This is a genomic window from Enterobacter sp. JJBC (assembly GCF_036936505.1).
GTDB lineage: Bacteria > Pseudomonadota > Gammaproteobacteria > Enterobacterales > Enterobacteriaceae > Enterobacter > Enterobacter hormaechei_C.
On sequence record NZ_CP136935.1, the window covers coordinates 1068919 to 1086055 of the forward strand.

Annotated in this window: 13 protein-coding genes and 1 pseudogene; 10 read left to right on the forward strand and 4 right to left on the reverse strand. The window is 55.5% G+C overall.

Annotation, left to right across the window (positions count from 1 at the left end):
• Positions 1–63: 63 nt before the first annotated feature.
• The 6 genes from mmuP (at position 64) to tauD (ending at position 5969) form a co-directional block, all read left to right on the forward strand.
• Positions 64–1464 (forward strand): S-methylmethionine permease, encoded by a 1401-nt coding sequence (gene mmuP, locus RY075_RS05135; protein ID WP_302378262.1) that lies wholly within the window; start codon positions 64–66, stop codon positions 1462–1464.
• Positions 1451–2383, forward strand: a complete 933-nt coding sequence (mmuM, locus tag RY075_RS05140) for a homocysteine S-methyltransferase (RefSeq protein ID WP_048241325.1) — start codon at positions 1451–1453, stop codon at positions 2381–2383. Before mmuP ends, mmuM begins: the two co-directional genes overlap by 14 nt.
• 173 nt (positions 2384–2556) lie before the next feature.
• Positions 2557–3519 (forward strand): taurine ABC transporter substrate-binding protein, encoded by a 963-nt coding sequence (gene tauA, locus RY075_RS05145; RefSeq protein ID WP_003863172.1) that lies wholly within the window; start codon positions 2557–2559, stop codon positions 3517–3519.
• Positions 3520–3529: 10 nt separating this feature from the next.
• Positions 3530–4297 (forward strand): taurine ABC transporter ATP-binding subunit, encoded by a 768-nt coding sequence (gene tauB / locus RY075_RS05150; protein ID WP_003863171.1) that lies wholly within the window; start codon positions 3530–3532, stop codon positions 4295–4297.
• A complete protein-coding gene (gene tauC, locus RY075_RS05155; RefSeq protein ID WP_032608620.1) occupies positions 4294–5121 on the forward strand; it encodes a taurine ABC transporter permease TauC in 828 nt (275 codons plus the stop codon). Before tauB ends, tauC begins: the two co-directional genes overlap by 4 nt.
• Positions 5118–5969 (forward strand): taurine dioxygenase, encoded by an 852-nt coding sequence (gene tauD, locus RY075_RS05160; RefSeq protein WP_003863169.1) that lies wholly within the window; start codon positions 5118–5120, stop codon positions 5967–5969. The genes tauC and tauD overlap by 4 nt, the downstream gene beginning before the upstream one ends.
• A gap of 69 nt (positions 5970–6038) precedes the next feature.
• Here the strand turns inward: tauD and RY075_RS05165 are convergent, their stop codons facing one another.
• Positions 6039–7763, reverse strand: a complete 1725-nt coding sequence (locus RY075_RS05165; protein ID WP_338628247.1) for a lysophospholipid acyltransferase family protein — start codon at positions 7761–7763, stop codon at positions 6039–6041.
• Between the two features lie 128 nt (positions 7764–7891).
• Positions 7892–8866 (reverse strand): porphobilinogen synthase, encoded by a 975-nt coding sequence (gene hemB, locus RY075_RS05170; protein WP_003859169.1) that lies wholly within the window; start codon positions 8864–8866, stop codon positions 7892–7894.
• 452 nt (positions 8867–9318) lie between these two features.
• Here hemB and RY075_RS05175 point away from each other — a divergent pair, with 452 nt between their 5' ends.
• Positions 9319–12093, forward strand: coding sequence for an autotransporter outer membrane beta-barrel domain-containing protein (locus RY075_RS05175; protein ID WP_338628248.1), 2775 nt, complete (start codon positions 9319–9321; stop codon positions 12091–12093).
• Between the two features lie 88 nt (positions 12094–12181).
• Positions 12182–12807: pseudogene (locus RY075_RS05180) on the forward strand (helix-turn-helix domain-containing protein).
• A 2-nt stretch (positions 12808–12809) separates the two neighbouring features.
• On the opposite strand, the gene ampH reads toward RY075_RS05180, so the two are convergent.
• Complete coding sequence (ampH, locus tag RY075_RS05185; RefSeq protein WP_003859164.1) at positions 12810–13970, reverse strand: D-alanyl-D-alanine-carboxypeptidase/endopeptidase AmpH; 1161 nt, start codon at positions 13968–13970, stop codon at positions 12810–12812.
• Between the two features lie 351 nt (positions 13971–14321).
• Here ampH and sbmA point away from each other — a divergent pair, with 351 nt between their 5' ends.
• Positions 14322–15542, forward strand: coding sequence for a peptide antibiotic transporter SbmA (gene sbmA / locus RY075_RS05190; RefSeq protein ID WP_003859162.1), 1221 nt, complete (start codon positions 14322–14324; stop codon positions 15540–15542).
• 12 nt (positions 15543–15554) lie between these two features.
• Positions 15555–16652, forward strand: a complete 1098-nt coding sequence (locus RY075_RS05195) for a DUF1615 domain-containing protein (protein WP_302378260.1) — start codon at positions 15555–15557, stop codon at positions 16650–16652.
• On the opposite strand, the gene RY075_RS05200 is transcribed toward RY075_RS05195, so the two are convergent.
• Positions 16653–16955, reverse strand: coding sequence for a DUF2755 family protein (locus RY075_RS05200; RefSeq protein ID WP_003859159.1), 303 nt, complete (start codon positions 16953–16955; stop codon positions 16653–16655). It abuts the gene before it with no gap.
• Positions 16956–17137: the final 182 nt, after the last annotated feature.

Here is a 17137-nt window from a genome sequence, read left to right on the forward strand (position 1 = left end):
TTAACAATCGCGGTATAACACCCTTCTTTGGATGTTTAGATGTCCATACGTTTAGAAGGTAATATGCATACAGAACAACAAAACGGGCAGCTTAAGCGCACCATGAAAACCCGCCACCTGATTATGCTCTCGCTGGGTGGCGTTATCGGCACAGGGTTATTCTTCAATACCGGATACATCATTTCGACAACTGGCGCGGCGGGCACGCTGCTGGCGTATCTTATCGGTGCGCTGGTGGTCTGGCTGGTTATGCAATGCCTGGGGGAACTTTCCGTGGCGATGCCGGAAACCGGGGCGTTCCACGTCTACGCCGCTCGTTATCTCGGCCCGGCGACAGGGTATACCGTGGCGTGGCTGTACTGGTTGACCTGGACGGTGGCGCTCGGATCGAGCTTTACCGCAGCCGGGTTCTGTATGCAGTACTGGTTCCCGCAGGTTCCCGTCTGGACGTGGTGCGTCGTCTTTTGCGTGGTGATTTTTGCTCTTAACGTGATTTCCACGCGTTTCTTCGCCGAAGGGGAATTCTGGTTCTCGCTGGTGAAAGTCATCACCATCATCGCCTTCATTATTCTCGGCGGAGCGGCGATCTTCGGTTTTATCCCGATGCAGGATGGTTCACCGGCGCCGGGCTTGAGCAACATTACTGCCGAAGGCTGGTTCCCGCACGGCGGTCTGCCGATCCTGATGACCATGGTGGCGGTCAACTTTGCCTTCTCAGGTACAGAGCTTATCGGCATCGCGGCAGGGGAAACGGAAAACCCACACAAGGTTATTCCGGTTGCTATTCGCACCACCATCGCCCGGCTCATCATCTTCTTTATTGGCACCGTGTTTGTGCTGGCGGCGCTGATCCCTATGCAGCAGGCTGGCGTGGAGAAAAGTCCGTTTGTGCTGGTGTTTGAAAAGGTCGGCATTCCGTATGCGGCGGATATCTTTAACTTCGTGATCCTGACGGCGATCCTCTCGGCGGCGAACTCGGGCCTGTACGCCTCTGGCCGTATGCTGTGGTCTCTGTCTAACGAGAAAACGCTGCCGCGCTGCTTTGCCCGCGTCAACAAAAACGGCGTGCCGCTGACGGCGCTCTCCGTTTCCATGCTGGGCGGCGTGCTGGCGCTGTTCTCCAGCGTGGTCGCGCCGGATACGGTGTTTGTGGCGCTGTCAGCCATTTCCGGTTTTGCGGTGGTGGCAGTGTGGTTCAGCATCTGCGCGTCGCACTTTGTGTTTCGTCGCCGTCACGTGCAGTCCGGGCAACCGCTTTCGGCGTTGCAGTATCGCGCGCCATGGTATCCGCTGGTGCCCGTGCTTGGCTTTATCCTCTGCCTGGTGGCCTGCGTCGGCCTGTGGTTTGACCCCAGCCAGCGTATTGCCCTTTATTGCGGGCTTCCGTTTGTCGCCCTGTGTTATGGTGCGTACTATCTGACCCGAAACCTGACCACGCAGGAGCCTGAACATGTCGCAGAATAATCCGCTTACCGCCCTCCTTGAAAACCAGCCGTTTGTCGTGCTGGATGGGGCAATGGCAACGGAGCTGGAAGCGCGCGGTTGTAACCTTGCCGACAGCCTCTGGTCGGCTAAAGTGCTGATGGAAAACCCGGAGCTGATCCGTGACGTACACCTCGACTACTACCGCGCGGGGGCACAGGTGGCGATCACCGCCAGCTATCAGGCGACACCCGCGGGCTTTGCCGCTCGCGGGCTGGACGAGTCGCAATCCCGGGCGTTGATTGGCAAAAGCGTAGAGCTGGCACGCAAAGCGCGGGAAGTGTACCTGGCTGAGAACGCAAATGCAGGCACGCTGCTGGTGGCGGGATCTGTGGGCCCTTACGGCGCGTATCTGGCCGATGGTTCCGAGTATCGCGGCGATTACGTGCGTAGCGCTGAAGAATTCACCGCCTTCCACCGCCCGCGTGTAGAGGCGCTATTGGATGCGGGCGCGGATTTGCTGGCCTGTGAAACGCTGCCTTCGTTCACTGAGATTAAGGCGCTGGCGGCGTTGCTGACGGCGTATCCCCGCGCCCGGGCATGGTTCTCATTTACCCTGCGTGACAGCGAGCACCTGAGTGACGGAACGCCGCTGCGGGATGTCGTTTCTGCGCTGGAAAACTACCCGCAGGTTGTCGCGCTGGGGATCAACTGTATCGCGCTGGAAAACACCACCTCGGCGCTGACGCATCTGCACAGCCTGACATCGCTGCCGCTGGTGGTCTATCCGAACTCCGGCGAGCATTATGATGCGGTGAGCAAAACCTGGCATCACCACGGTGAAGCGTGCGAGACGCTGGCGGGGTATTTACCGCAGTGGCTGGCGGCTGGCGCTAAATTAATCGGGGGATGTTGCCGGACCACGCCGAAAGATATTGCTGCGCTGACGGTTCAGCGCTGAGGTCTTTGCCGGGTGGCGGCTGCGCCTTACCCGGCGAAACAACCGCACAAAATTCACTATCCTTTCCCGCTTTTTTTCTAAAAACGAATCGTCATTAGCGATTCTTTTTTATTCCTTTATCAAAATTCTCGCGCCGGAAATACTGCTCTCATAACAACAAGGGAGCAGACATTATGGCAATTTCATCGCGGATCACACTTCTCGGCGCACTGGCGCTGTGGGCATTTCAGGCGCAGGCGGTGGACGTCACCGTCGCGTATCAGACTTCCGCTGAGCCGGCGAAAGTCGCGCAGGCGGATAACACCTTCGCCAAAGCGAGCGGGGCGAACGTCGACTGGCGCAAGTTCGACAGCGGCGCGGCGATTGTGCGGGCGTTAGCCTCGGGCGACGTGCAGATTGGCAACCTGGGCTCCAGCCCGCTGGCGGTGGCCGCCAGCCAGCAGGTGCCGATTGAAGTTTTCCTGCTGGCGTCGCAGCTCGGAAATTCCGAAGCGCTGGTGGTGAAGAAAAGCATCACGAAACCCGAAGATTTGATCGGCAAACGCATCGCGGTGCCGTTTATCTCCACCACGCATTACAGCCTGCTGGCAGCGCTGAAACACTGGGGCATTAAGCCCGGCCAGGTGCAGATCATCAACCTGCAACCTCCGGCCATTATTGCCGCCTGGCAGCGTGGCGACATCGACGGAGCATACGTCTGGGCGCCCGCCGTCAACGAACTGGAAAAAGAGGGCACCGTGCTGACCGACTCCGAAAAAGTGGGGCAGTGGGGCGCGCCAACCCTTGATGTCTGGGTGGTACGTAAGGACTTTGCCGAGAAACACCCTGAAGTGGTGAAAGCCTTCGCCAAAAGCGCCATCGACGCACAGCAGCCATACATCAGCAACCCGGATGAATGGCTGAAACAGCCCACCAACCTGGAGAAACTCTCACGTCTGAGCGGCGTGCCGGAAGCTGACGTGCCGGGGCTGGTAAAAGGCAACACCTATCTGACGCCTGCTCAGCAGGTCCAGCAGCTGAACGGGCCGGTAAGCAAAGCGATTGTTGACACTGCGACGTTCCTGAAAGAGCAGGGCAAAGTGCCTGCGGTGGCGGCGGATTACAGCCAGTTCGTGACCGATCGCTTTGTGAAATAAGGGGGCTGCAATGCTGAACATTACAAACCTGTCTGCCGATTACGGCGGCAAACCCGCCCTGGAAGCGATCAACCTGACGCTGGACAGCGGTGAACTGCTGGTGGTGCTGGGACCGTCCGGCTGCGGGAAAACGACGCTGCTGAACCTGATCGCCGGGTTTGTACCGTATCAGCACGGCTCGATCCAACTGGAAGGGAAACGGGTCACGGGGCCGGGCGCAGAGCGCGGCGTGGTTTTCCAGAACGAAGGGTTACTCCCGTGGCGAAACGTTCAGGAAAACGTTGCGTTTGGTCTGCAACTGGCCGGTGTAGCACGTGAACAGCGCCTGAATACGGCGCGCGATATGCTGAAAAAGGTCGGGCTGGAGGGGGCTGAAAAACGCTTTATCTGGCAGCTTTCAGGCGGGCAGCGTCAGCGCGTCGGGATCGCCCGTGCGCTGGCGGCTAACCCACAGCTGCTGTTGCTGGACGAACCTTTCGGGGCGCTGGATGCCTTCACCCGCGAGCAGATGCAAACCCTGCTGCTGCGCCTGTGGCACGAAACCGGCAAGCAGGTGCTGTTAATCACCCACGATATCGAAGAGGCCGTGTTTATGGCGACGGAGCTGGTGCTGCTCTCACCGGGGCCGGGACGCGTGCTGGAGCGCCTGCCGCTTGAGTTTGCCCGGCGCTATGTGGCGGGAGAGCCAGTACGCAGCATCAAATCCGATCCGCTGTTTATTGAACAGCGTGAATACGTCTTAAGCCGCGTGTTTGAGCAACGGGAGGCGTTCTCATGAGCATTGTTTTCAGTGAAAAAACGCGGCGGACGCGCCTTGCCTTACGCTGGCCGTTCTCTCGCCAGCTCACTTTAAGCGTCAGCACGCTGGTGGTGTTGCTGGCGGTATGGTGGGCGGTTGCCGCGCAGCAGTGGGTCAGCCCGCTGTTTCTGCCCCCGCCAGGCCAGGTTCTGGAAAAACTGATTACTATCGCCGGGCCGGAGGGCTTTATGGATGCCACGCTCTGGCAGCATTTAGGTGCCAGTCTGACGCGTATTCTGGTGGCGCTGCTGGCGGCGGTCATTATTGGCGTTCCGGTGGGGATCGCGATGGGACTGAGCCCGACGGTACGCGGCATTCTCGACCCGCTGATAGAGCTTTACCGTCCCGTCCCGCCGCTGGCTTACTTGCCCCTGATGGTGATCTGGTTTGGTATCGGGGAGACGTCAAAGATCTTACTGATATACCTGGCGATTTTTGCGCCGGTCGCGATGTCGGCTCTGGCTGGCGTAAAGAGTGCGCAGCAGGTACGCATACGTGCGGCGCAGTCGCTCGGCGCCAGCCGCGCGCAGGTCCTGCTGTTCGTCATTTTACCGGGCGCGCTGCCGGAGATATTGACCGGGCTGCGCATCGGCCTTGGGGTGGGCTGGTCTACGCTGGTGGCGGCAGAGCTGATAGCCGCCACACGCGGCCTTGGGTTTATGGTGCAGTCGGCGGGAGAGTTCCTGGCGACTGATGTGGTACTGGCAGGGATCGCAGTGATCGCCGCGATCGCCTTTGGATTAGAACTGGGACTGCGCGCGCTACAGCGTCGCCTGACGCCCTGGCATGGAGAAATACAATGAGTGAACGTCTGACGATTATCCCGTTGGGGCCGTACATTGGCGCGCAAGTGTCGGGCCTGGACGTAACCCGTCCGCTGAGCGATAACCAGTTTGAGCAGCTGTACCACGCGGTGCTGCGTCATCAGGTGGTGTTCCTGCGTGAACAGGCCATTACCCCGCATCAGCAGCGCGCGCTGGCCCTGCGTTTTGGCGACCTGCATATCCACCCCGTCTATCCGCATGCGGAAGGGGTGGAGGAGATTATCGTCCTCGACACCCACAACGATAACCCGCCGGATAACGATAACTGGCATACCGATGTGACCTTTATCGACACACCGCCAGCCGGGGCGATTCTTGCGGCGAAGCTGTTGCCTGAGACGGGGGGCGATACGCTGTGGGCCAGCGGGATCGCAGCGTTTGAGGCGCTCTCCGCGCCGCTCCAGACCCTACTGAGCGGCCTGCGGGCGGAGCATGACTTCAAAAAATCATTCCAGGAATATAAGTACCGTAAAACGGAAGAGGAGCACCAGCGCTGGCTGGATGCGGTCGAAAAACATCCCCCGCTGCTGCACCCGGTGGTGCGTACGCATCCGGTGACCGGAAAGCAGGCGCTGTTTGTGAATGAAGGGTTTACCACGCGTATCGTGGACGTAGCGGAGAAAGAGAGTGAGGCGCTGCTCGGCTTCTTGTTCGCGCATATCACCAAACCGGAGTTTCAGGTGCGCTGGCGCTGGCAGGAGAACGATCTGGCGATCTGGGATAACCGCGTCACGCAGCATTACGCCAATGCGGATTATCTGCCGCAGCGAAGGATTATGCAGCGGGCGACGATTTTGGGGGATAAGCCGTTCTACCGTGCGGTTTGAGCCCCTCACCCTAACCCTCTCCCCAAAGGGGCGAGGGGACTGACCGGTGCGGTTTTCACCCTCTCCCTTTTAGGGAGAGGGCAGGGGGGAGGGTATTAAGTGCGCCTCTATATACCGCTGATAGCGGTTCGCCTTCAGATAACACAAATCCACCAGCACCAGCCCGTCGATACAGTTATTGAACGCCGGATCGCTGCCGAAATCGACAAACTGCACGCCGCCGGGTTCGCATAGCTCGGAATACTGTTTGTAGAGCGGCGGGATGCCGCAGCCCAGGTTGCCGAGCAGGGATTTGAGCTTTGTCAGGTCATCCACGTAATCCACCCCGCCAAATTGCGCCAGCACGTCTGGCAGGGATGCGGGATAGGGCTGGCGCGAGGCGGCTAGAGGATGCGTCGCCGGGAACCACAAGCGGTAAAAGGCGACCAGCAGATCCCGCGCGGCAGGCGGTAACCCCCCGGAGATGGAGACCGGGCCAAACAGGTAACGGTAATGAGGATAGCGTGCCAGATAGGCGCCAATACCTGACCACAGATAGTCCAGACCGCGACGCCCCCAGTAGCGCGGCTGTATAAAGCTACGCCCCAGCTCAATGCCGTGCTCCAGTATGTCCTGCATTTTTTCGTCGTAGTGGAACAGGCTGTAGCTGTACAACCCCTCGACGCCGCGCTTTTCCACCTGCATGGCCGTTGGCATAAAGCGGTACGCGCCGACAATCTCCAGGTCATCGTCATCCCACAAAATGAGGTGCAGATAGTCATCATCGTAGCTGTCCGTATCCCGCCGCTTCCCGCTGCCTTCCTCCACGGCACGAAAGGCAATCTCGCGCAGCCGCCCCAGCTCGCGCAGCAGAGGCGCCTCTTCCTGCCCGTTGCGCTGCCAAAGATAGATGGCCTTACCATCGCTCGTTTTTCCCAGACACTCGGCCTGCGCCAGTTCGCGCTTCAGCGTGGCCCTGTCTTCCGGGCGGGCAATGGCGCACTGGGTTTTAAAGACGCCAGGCAATCCCTTGCCAAGACGTATCACGTGCTGACGACACTGCTCGGCCATCTCACGCGATGAAAGGGTAGAACTAAACCGGTCATTCCAGGCAATCTGCTGGCCGATTTTGATCGGCAACTGACTGTGACGGCGGCGAAACATCTGTTGCATCAACAGCAGCATGGATACCGTTGGCGAGACCAGGGTACTGGCATAAAACAGCAGGCTGTTGTGCGCCTGGATATGTACCTGAAGTAGCGGCACCCGTAATTTGCCAGCCAGCTTGATAAAGCCCGGATGCCATTTTTTATCGCGTATGCCTTTGCGCGTTGGGCGGGAAACTTCGCCCGCCGGAAAGAAGATCAGCACACCGGCGTTTTGCAGGTGCTGCTCCATCTGTATCAGCGAAGCTTTTGCGGTTCTGCCGCCCATATTATCCACGGGAATAAACAATGAACTGAGGGGCTCAAGGTGGGACAGCATCCTGTTGGTAACAACCCTGACGTCGCGGCGCACGCGGGAAACGGCGTACAGCAACGCCAGCCCATCCAGCGTGCCAGTGGGGTGGTTCGCTATCACAATGAGTGGGCCGTGTTCGGGGATTTGTTCGAGATCGCGGGCGGAAACGGAGCAGTGAATATCAAGGTGTTCCAGAACCTGATCCACCATATCCAGCCCTTTCAGGTGACGGTGGCTGGCAGCAAACTGCTGAAATTCGTCTTCGTGAAGCAGTCTTTTTAACAGACTTTTTTGCCAGGGTGCGGGCCTCGCCTGAGGCCAAAGGTCATCAAGAACGCTGTCGAGACTAAACATTGATCACTCCTCCTGCCGTCTTGCCCAGACAGTAGAAGGAGGAGATGTCGTTTGTATTGCAGTTTGGTGAAGATTAGCGCAGAGAGCAGGCCGGGTAAGGCGAAGTCGCCACCCGGCGCTAAAGCGGATTAACGCAGAATTTTCTTCTCGGCCAGATCCAGCGCGAAATAGCTGAAGATCAGATCCGCGCCCGCACGTTTGATCGCCCCCAGGCTTTCGAGGATCACTTTCTCTTCGTCGATGGCACCCGCCTGCGCGGCGAATTTGATCATCGCGTACTCACCGCTTACCTGGTATGCGCCCAGCGGCAGTTCGGTGCGTTCGCGAATGTCGCGCAGGATATCCAGGTACGCGCCAGCCGGTTTCACCATCAGGCAGTCAGCGCCCTGGGCTTCATCAAGCAGAGATTCACGAATCGCTTCGCGGCGGTTCAGCGGGTTCATCTGATAGGTTTTACGATCGCCTTTCAGCGCCGTGCCCGCTGCTTCACGGAACGGACCGTAGAAAGAGGAGGCGAATTTGGTGGAGTAGGACATGATGGCGGTGTCGGTGAAGCCCGCGGCATCCAGCGCATGGCGAATCGCCTGTACCTGCCCATCCATTGCCGCAGAAGGCGCAATGAAATCCGCACCCGCGGCGGCGGCAACCACCGCCTGCTTGCCCAGATTCAGCAGGGTCGCATCGTTGTCCACGCCGTGATCGCACAGCACACCACAGTGGCCATGAGAGGTGTATTCGCAGAAGCAGGTATCGGACATGACGATCATCTCCGGCACACTCTCTTTGCAGATGCGCGACATGCGTGCCACGAGGCCGTCTTCTTTCCAGGCATCGCTGCCGGTCGCGTCAGTGTGGTGGGAGATACCGAACGTCATCACCGAGCGGATGCCCGCATTCGCAATGCGTTCGATCTCGCGGGCCAGATGCTTTTCAGGAATGCGCATCACGCCCGGCATCGCGTCGATGGCTTTGTAGTCATCGATCTCTTCTTCAACAAAAATCGGCAACACCAGATCGTTTAAGGTCAGTGTTGTCTCTTCAAACATGGCGCGCAGTGCGGGTGACTTGCGCAGGCGACGGGGACGTGCAATTAAATCGGTCATGGTATGCCTGATGTTTGTGGAACAAAGAGGTATAGTGTACCTGAAAGCAGGGAGCGGTGTTTTACTAAAGTTGTCTTTTAGATTTTCGAAATCGACTAATATACGCTGCATGTATTTAGTCTATATTAAAAATCTTATTCTGATGTTCAGCGTGGCGTGTAATATTGGTGAGGCTTCTATATTGGTTTGGGATTATAAATATAAATGATTAATTGCTTTTTATTATATGTGTCGAAGCAACTAAAGTAGTTTGCAATCAGTTGAATTTATAATATTTATTCATAATGATTGATATTGCCGTGGGTTTATAAGCTTATTTGTCTGAATACGGACTTAATGGAATCATTCATTGAACCTTTTCGAAGTGAAACTGCATAATTCCTTCCGCAATTTAATGTTGCTAAATGATTTGATGGACAAACTTGCTTACGTCCCTGAGGAGGGATGACCCAATGCAAACATGGAAAAAGAAACTGGTTGTATCACAACTTGCATTAGCCTGCACACTGACTATCGCTTCTCAGGCCAATGCGAAAGATATATCCGGCACGACATATAATACTTTTGGATATGACAATACTGCGTCCACGCCCTGGTATTATGGTTATGCTGACTGGAATTATTCAGATGCCACACATGATGGTGACATTTATCCGGTCGTCAATAAATCAACCGTAAACGGAGTTATTTCGACATACTATCTGGATGATGGTGTCAATGGCCGTGCGAACGCGTTGAGTATTTCTAACAGCACAATTAATGGCATGATCACCTCAGAGTGTATGACCACGACGTGTGCAGATGGCGTAGATACTGACGGCACCGCTCATACCCAGTATGATCGTTTTAGCCTGACCGTTGATAACTCCACCATCAACGATACCTACGAGCATTACGCGTATGATGTCGTCAATGGCGAAACCACTGAAACGCATTATCTGGACACCTATGATCTGGGTAACGCCATCACGCTGGACGTTGAATCTGATATCGTTATTCAGAACAATTCCCACGTTGCGGGTATCACGCTGACGCAGGGTTACCAGGATCTGGATAACACGCCATACGACGGTGTTGAAGGCGTTGCTAACAGCAGCAATGTCTTTACCGATACGCTGGTGGTGAAAGACTCTGTGCTGACCTCCGGTGCGTACAGCGATCTGGGTACCAGCGGCTTCTACGGTCAAACGGCGAAGCCGAGCGACTACGGTGAAACCAACGCCACGGCTGCGGATGATGCGGCGCTGATCGTTGTGGCTGGCGCGTCTGATAACGCTATGCAGACCACCGCTACCTTCGATCACTCTACCATTACCGGCGACATCCTTTTCTCCAGCACCTTTGATAACAACTTCTACGAGAATGGCGATCCGGCAACGGATACCACCGATGACGGCATCTATAACCCAACTACCAACGGCTGGGATGATACCGACAAGCTGGATGTCACGCTGACCAACGGCAGTAAATGGGTGGGTGCCGCGCAGTCCAGCGTTGAGGCCATCGGCACGGCGCAGATGTATGGTGAAGGCTACAGCAATGTAGACTGGCATGCACTTTCTCCAAACAGCATCTGGCCTGATTCTACCTTTGATAGCAACGGTCACGTTGCAGGTGAAGAGGTTTATCAGAGCGGCCTGTTCAACGTGGCGCTGGATAACGGTTCCGAGTGGGATACCCGTAAGATCTCCAACATCGACGCGCTGACGGTGAACAACCAGTCTCAGGTCAATGTTGAAAACTCCGGCCTGCTGGCGGATTCCATCACCCTGACCAATGCGTCTAGCCTGAACATCGGCGACAACGGCGCGGTAGCAACCGATAGCCTGTATCTGGATAGCTACAGCCGTGCGGCACTGACTGAAGAGACAGCTGAGCTGTATGCCAACACCATTACCGTGGACAACGGTGCAGAGCTGGCGCTGGGTCTGGGTCAGGTTGATACGCACAATATGGTGCTGACCGATGGCGGTGTACTCAACGTTGCCAGCCGCGATTATGTGCTGAACAGCGACCTGAACAACGCACGGTATATCACCAACGATCGCAATAAAGCGGACTACGACTATGGTGTTGTCGCGCTGAACTCTGACGGTCATCTGGCGGTGAACGGTGAAGTTGCCGGTAACTATAAAGTGCGCATCGACGATGCGACCGGCGCAGGCTCCGTAGCTGACTACAAAAACAAAGAGATCATTCGCGTCTATGACAATAACGCGGATACCGCTGCCAGCTTTACTGCGGCAAACAAAGCTGATTTAGGTGCATACACCTATCAGGCGCAGCAGAAGGGCGACACCGTTGTTCTCCAGCAGGAAGAGCTGACTGACTACGCCAACATGGCGCTGAGCATTCCTTCTGCCAATACCAACATCTGGAATCTGCAACAGGATACCGTGGGTACCCGTCTGACCAACAGCCGTCATGGCCTGGCAGATAACGGCGGCGCATGGGTGAGCTATTTCGGCGGCAACTTTGACGCGGATAATGGCACCGTTAGCTACGATCAGGACGTAAGCGGCATTATGGTAGGTCTGGATACTCAGATCGACGGTAATAACGCGAAGTGGATTGTCGGTGGTGCGGCTGGTTTCGCGAAGGGTGATATCAGCGATCGTACGGGTCAGGTCGATCAGGACAGCCAGACTGCGATGATCTACGCGTCGGCGAAGTTCATGAACGATATCTTCCTCGACAGCTCACTGAGTTACACCCGCTTCAACAACGACCTCTCTGCCACCATGAGCAATGGTCAGTATGTTGACGGTAATACCACGACTGACGCCGTTGGTTTCGGAATGAAACTGGGCTATGACTGGAAACCAAACCTGTCTGGCTACGTCACGCCTTACGCGGCGATTTCTGGCCTGTTCCAGTCCGGTGATGACTACCAGTTAAGCAACGACATGCGTATCGATGGTCAGTCTTACGACAGTATGCGTTATGAACTCGGCGTGGATGCAGGTTATACCTTCAACTACGGTGGCGAGCAGGCATTAACGCCTTACTTCAAACTGGCTTACGTGTATGACGATGCTGACAACAATGCTGATATCAACAACGACAGCATTGATAACGGCGTAGAAGGCTCTGCGGTTCGCGTGGGACTGGGTACTCAGTTCAGCTTCACGAAAAACTTCAGTGCTTACACTGATGCGACTTATCTGGGCGGCGGCGACGTTGACCAGAACTGGGGAGCAAACCTGGGTGTGAAATATACCTGGTAAGAAAAAAACGCGGGGGATTTTGCCCCCGCTTTTTTATGTGCTTTCAAAATAATAAAGAACCGACAGATACAGATGACTTGAGGTATGCATGAACGTTAATGCGAAACCACTTTCTGAATTAAGCCGGCTCATTAAGTGTCTGGAAATCGCCGGTACCCCATTTAAGACCGAACCACAACAATTAATAACTACCGGCAATAATGATGATGAACCATTGACCGTTGTCATACAATCCGGTCTGACTGCCGTCCACCGTAAATCAGACGAATTACTTATGGGTATTGCTCGGGCACCGTATATCCACGGTTTAAGCGCATGGATAAATGACAACTATCTTGAATATTCTCTGATTGCACAAACACCTTGTACCGGATTTTATTTGCCTGCCTCTACTGCATGCGAACTTATTCAAGAAGCGCATGTTTGGCAAGAAGCTTTCTGCTGGCTGTCATGGCTAAACCATTTACTGGGAAAACGTGATATACAGCTGATTGGAAATAATTCCTATAGCCAAATTCGGGCGATGCTGTTGAATATGGCGAGTGGGATGACGCGCTACGTTCAAAAATTGGTGTTATGAATCATATTCAGCGTAGCACGCGTATTTCTCGTTCGGTCGTTGCGGAGGTTCTGGCGGCGCTGCGTCAGGGGAACTACATCAATATGAGCCGGGGCAAACTGGTCAGTATCAACCGTTTGCCCACGGACTATTGAGATCAGTTAGAGGCCGTAAGCACCTGCGCTTTATTGGCGCTCAGCTCGGCCACCAGATTATTTACGCCATCACTCATATTCACGAAGCGTGTATTTGGCGACCGGGTGACCACCACAAAAGCACCTACGTTTGATTGCGGAATCATCGCCATATAGGTGATGAATCCGCCACCTCCACCGGTTTTTTGAATAATCCCCGGTCGGCCATCTTTTGGCGCCATATACACCCAGCCCATGCCGAGGGCATCGGCTTTACCGGGTACATCCATGCCAATGACGCGACGTAACTGAGCACGCTGGTAGATGAGCGTCTGCATGCGGTCGGCCTGATTGCTGCGCGCGTAAAAATCCGATGAGAGGAACTGTTGCATCCAGCGCATCATGTCGCCAGGCGTAGAGTAAACTCCACCGCTGCCAATGGCGGCCAGCGTGTTATTGCACGGGCTGGCCCCTTTTTCCGCCACCATCAGACGCTTGCACTGGTCCGGGGAGGGGGTGTAAGTGGTATCTTTCATCCCGAGCGGACGCGTGATCTGCTCTTCAAACAGTTGAGGGTAGGGCTTACCCGAGGCCGTCGCTAAAGCGTCGGCCAGCAGATCAAACGCCAGGTTAGAATAGCCAGCCTGCGAGCCCGGGGCCGATTTCAGGGTTGCTGTGCTCAGGTAGTTCCAGCGTTGCTCACGGGTTGGCCAGACAAAGACAGGGCGATGCGCAGCGCCACCGGGCTGTTCTCGCGGCAGGGCGCTGGTATGGGTCGCCAGATTCACCAGTCTGATCGGCGTTCCCTGATATGTCGGAACGCGAGCGCCGGGCGGCGCATATTTGCTGAGCGGATCGTCGAGTTTCACCACGCCCTGATCGAGCAGTTTCACCAGCATTTCGCTGGTCATCAGCTTGGTTATCGACGCGACACGGATAACGGAATCCAGCTGCGGACGAACGTTATTTCCCGGTCGTGTTTCACCGAAGCTGCGAAACACCCGCTGGTTACCGTCGATCACGACCAGCGCCATTCCCGTCGCACCGCTGCCGTAATAAATAAGGTTCGCGTAGCGATCGGCAATGTCAGAGGCCAGAACCGGGGCCGTCAGAGGCTGGGCTGCCTGGGCGGTGGACAGGCTCACCGCACACAGCGCGGCGATAGAGAGCAGACAACGTTTCAACGAAAAGCATCCATCAAGTGAATAAGGAAAGTTACGGGTAGTTATACTACTAATCGGCGTCGGGCAATGGCCCGATTTGCATAACGATAGCGAGAAAAACGTAACCGTGGGTAAATTTGAACAATTTACTTGCAGCGTGGCTCCCATTTTGTGACATCGACCGTATGATAGACGCTACGATCGCTGTTGCGAATGAAACGCACCGAAACAATTCTTGAAAACTGGGAAGCGAACTAATAATTCACCCGCAGGTCTCACTTTTTTGCCTGAGCCGGGAGGCTGGTACAGGCAAGGTTTCGTGTGGCGATATGTTGAACACAGCAACAGCCATAACAACAAGAAGGAAGCACAATGTTTAAGTCTTTTTTCCCAAAGCCGGGGCCCTTTTTCCTGTCGGCATTTATTTGGGCACTGCTGGCTGTCATTTTCTGGCAGGCCGGTGGCGGCGCGTGGCTGACCCGTCTTACGGGGGCAACGGGCGATATTCCCATTAGCGCAGCGCGCTTCTGGTCCATGAGCTATCTGCTTTTCTACGCTTATTACGTGCTCTGCGTAGGGCTTTTTGCCATGTTCTGGTTTGTCTATTCTCCTCACCGCTGGCAATACTGGTCGATTCTCGGCACGTCGTTAATCATCTTTGTCACCTGGTTCCTGGTTGAGGTGGGCGTAGCGGTCAACGCCTGGTATGCGCCGTTTTACGATCTGATCCAGACGGCGCTGAGTTCGCCGCATAAAGTGACCATTAACCAGTTCTACCATGAGGTGGGGATCTTCCTCGGCATCGCCCTCATCGCCGTGGTGATCGGCGTGATGAATAACTTTTTCGTCAGCCACTATGTGTTCCGCTGGCGTACCGCGATGAACGAACACTATATGGCGCACTGGCAGCACCTGCGACATATCGAAGGTGCCGCACAGCGTGTGCAGGAAGACACCATGCGTTTTGCCTCTACTCTGGAAGATATGGGCGTGAGCTTTATCAACGCCATCATGACGCTGATCGCCTTCCTGCCGGTGCTGGTGACGCTCTCGTCGCACGTTCCGGAGCTGCCGATTGTCGGCCATCTGCCCTACGGCCTGGTGATTGCCGCGATTGTCTGGTCGCTGATGGGAACGGGGCTGCTGGCGGTGGTAGGGATCAAGTTGCCGGGGCTGGAGTTTAAAAACCAGCGCGTGGAAGCGGCCTACCGTAAAGAGCTGGTGTATGGTGAAGACGATGCCAACCGTGCGTCACCGCCTACCGTGCGTGAGCTGTTTGGCGCCGTACGTCGTAACTACTTCCGCCTCTATTTCCATTACATGTATTTCAATATCGCGCGCATTCTTTATCTTCAGGTTGATAACGTTTTCGGGTTGTTCCTGCTGTTCCCGTCCATCGTTGCGGGTACGATTACGCTCGGTCTGATGACCCAAATCACCAACGTCTTTGGTCAGGTTCGCGGTTCGTTCCAGTATCTGATTAGCTCCTGGACTACGCTTGTGGAGCTGATGTCCATCTACAAACGTTTACGCAGTTTCGAGCGTGAGCTGGACGATAAGGACGTGCAGGAAGTCACCCATACATTAGGTTAAAAAGGAATTGCTATGCCATTTGCCGTACCACGTGCATTACCTCTGACGTTACTCGCCGCTTTCGTGCTGGCGGGCTGTGCCGAAAAAGGGGCTGCCCCGCTCAAAGAAGGGGAGAAGCCTGTGGATGTGGCGAGCGTGGTGCGGCAGAAGATGCCCGCCAGCGTGAAGGATCGCAGTGAGTGGGCTGATGCGCTGGCAACGACCTTCAAAAGCCAGAAGATCGCGCCTACCGAAGAGAATATCTGCTCGGTGCTCGCGGTGGCGCAGCAGGAATCGATGTATCAGTCAGATCCTGTTGTGCCTGGCCTGAACAAAATCGCCTGGAAAGAGATCGACCGCCGGGCCGAATCGATGCATATCCCGGTTTTCCTGGTGCATACCGCCCTTAAAATCACCTCGCCAAACGGTAAAAGCTATAGCGAACGGCTGGATACGGTGAAAACCGAGAAGCAGCTTAGCGCCATTTTCGATGATTTCATCAATATGGTGCCGATGGGGCAGAAGCTGTTTGGATCGCTGAATCCGGTGCATACCGGCGGTCCGATGCAGGTGAGTATCGCATTTGCGGAAAAGCATACCGACGGCTATCCGTGGGATATCGATGGTACGGTGCGTCAGGAGGTCTTCTCCCTGCGCGGTGGGCTGTGGTTTGGGACGTATCACCTGCTGAATTATCCGGCCAACTACGATAAACCGCTGTATCGCTTTGCCGACTTTAATGCGGGCTGGTATGCCAGCCGAAATGCAGCCTTCCAGAATGCGGTAAGCCGCGCCAGCGGTGTGAAGCTCGCTTTGGATGGCGATCTCATTGCATACGGCAGCAGTGAGGCTGGGACCACCGAACGTGCGGTGCAAAAACTCTCGACGAAGCTGGAAATGAGCAACAGCGACATTCGCCGACAGCTGGAGAAGGGCGACAGCCTGGCGTTTGAGAAAACGGATCTCTATAAGCAGGTCTTTGCGCTGGCCGAGAAGAAAAGTGGAAAGGCATTACCCAGAGCCATTCTGCCAGGGATTCAACTGGAAAGCCCGAAGATCACGCGTAACCTGACGACCGCCTGGTTCGCGAAACGCGTGGACGATCGTCGGGCACGCTGTATGAGACTGTAATCAGTGGCGATTGCGCCAGCGCAGGACGAGGGCAATCACGCCCAGAACCATGCTGCCCGCGAGGAAGGGAATGAGTCCAAATACGGTGCTCACGCCTAAACCGATTTCAACGCGTGGGCGGCCTGTATCCTGCACCTGCATCAGATGCTCATACACGCCAGGAGCATGCACCAGCATATTCAGCAGTTGGGTTCCTGCCCAGAAACAAAACAGAACAAACAGGGCATAGGCAATATTCCCCGCCGTGGAGGTTTTTGGTTGTTTTCCGCCAAAAATCGGTTTCGACAATGTAAAGTCTGCCATAAGACCTCCCGAAAATATCACTCTGTTTTAATACGCGTCGTACAGGGTGAGTGTGACAGGTCATAGCATTTGTCAATATCAGAATCGTGGGAAATTCGGTTCAGGATTTCTCCTGGATTGTCGAATTCTGCATCACGTCACAAATTGATAACATAAGTGAAACTGCGCTGCTTTTCAGAATT

Coding starts and splice junctions, on each gene's coding strand:
- tauC (WP_032608620.1), top strand. CDS start 4,294: ATGAGCATTGTTTTCAGTGAAAAAACGCGGCGGACGCGCCTTGCCTTA.
- RY075_RS05195 (WP_302378260.1), top strand. CDS start 15,555: ATGCCATTTGCCGTACCACGTGCATTACCTCTGACGTTACTCGCCGCT.
- mmuP (WP_302378262.1), top strand. CDS start 64: ATGCATACAGAACAACAAAACGGGCAGCTTAAGCGCACCATGAAAACC.
- tauA (WP_003863172.1), top strand. CDS start 2,557: ATGGCAATTTCATCGCGGATCACACTTCTCGGCGCACTGGCGCTGTGG.
- tauD (WP_003863169.1), top strand. CDS start 5,118: ATGAGTGAACGTCTGACGATTATCCCGTTGGGGCCGTACATTGGCGCG.
- RY075_RS05175 (WP_338628248.1), top strand. CDS start 9,319: ATGCAAACATGGAAAAAGAAACTGGTTGTATCACAACTTGCATTAGCC.
- RY075_RS05200 (WP_003859159.1), bottom strand. CDS start 16,955: ATGGCAGACTTTACATTGTCGAAACCGATTTTTGGCGGAAAACAACCA.
- hemB (WP_003859169.1), bottom strand. CDS start 8,866: ATGACCGATTTAATTGCACGTCCCCGTCGCCTGCGCAAGTCACCCGCA.
- tauB (WP_003863171.1), top strand. CDS start 3,530: ATGCTGAACATTACAAACCTGTCTGCCGATTACGGCGGCAAACCCGCC.
- mmuM (WP_048241325.1), top strand. CDS start 1,451: ATGTCGCAGAATAATCCGCTTACCGCCCTCCTTGAAAACCAGCCGTTT.
- sbmA (WP_003859162.1), top strand. CDS start 14,322: ATGTTTAAGTCTTTTTTCCCAAAGCCGGGGCCCTTTTTCCTGTCGGCA.
- RY075_RS05165 (WP_338628247.1), bottom strand. CDS start 7,763: ATGTTTAGTCTCGACAGCGTTCTTGATGACCTTTGGCCTCAGGCGAGG.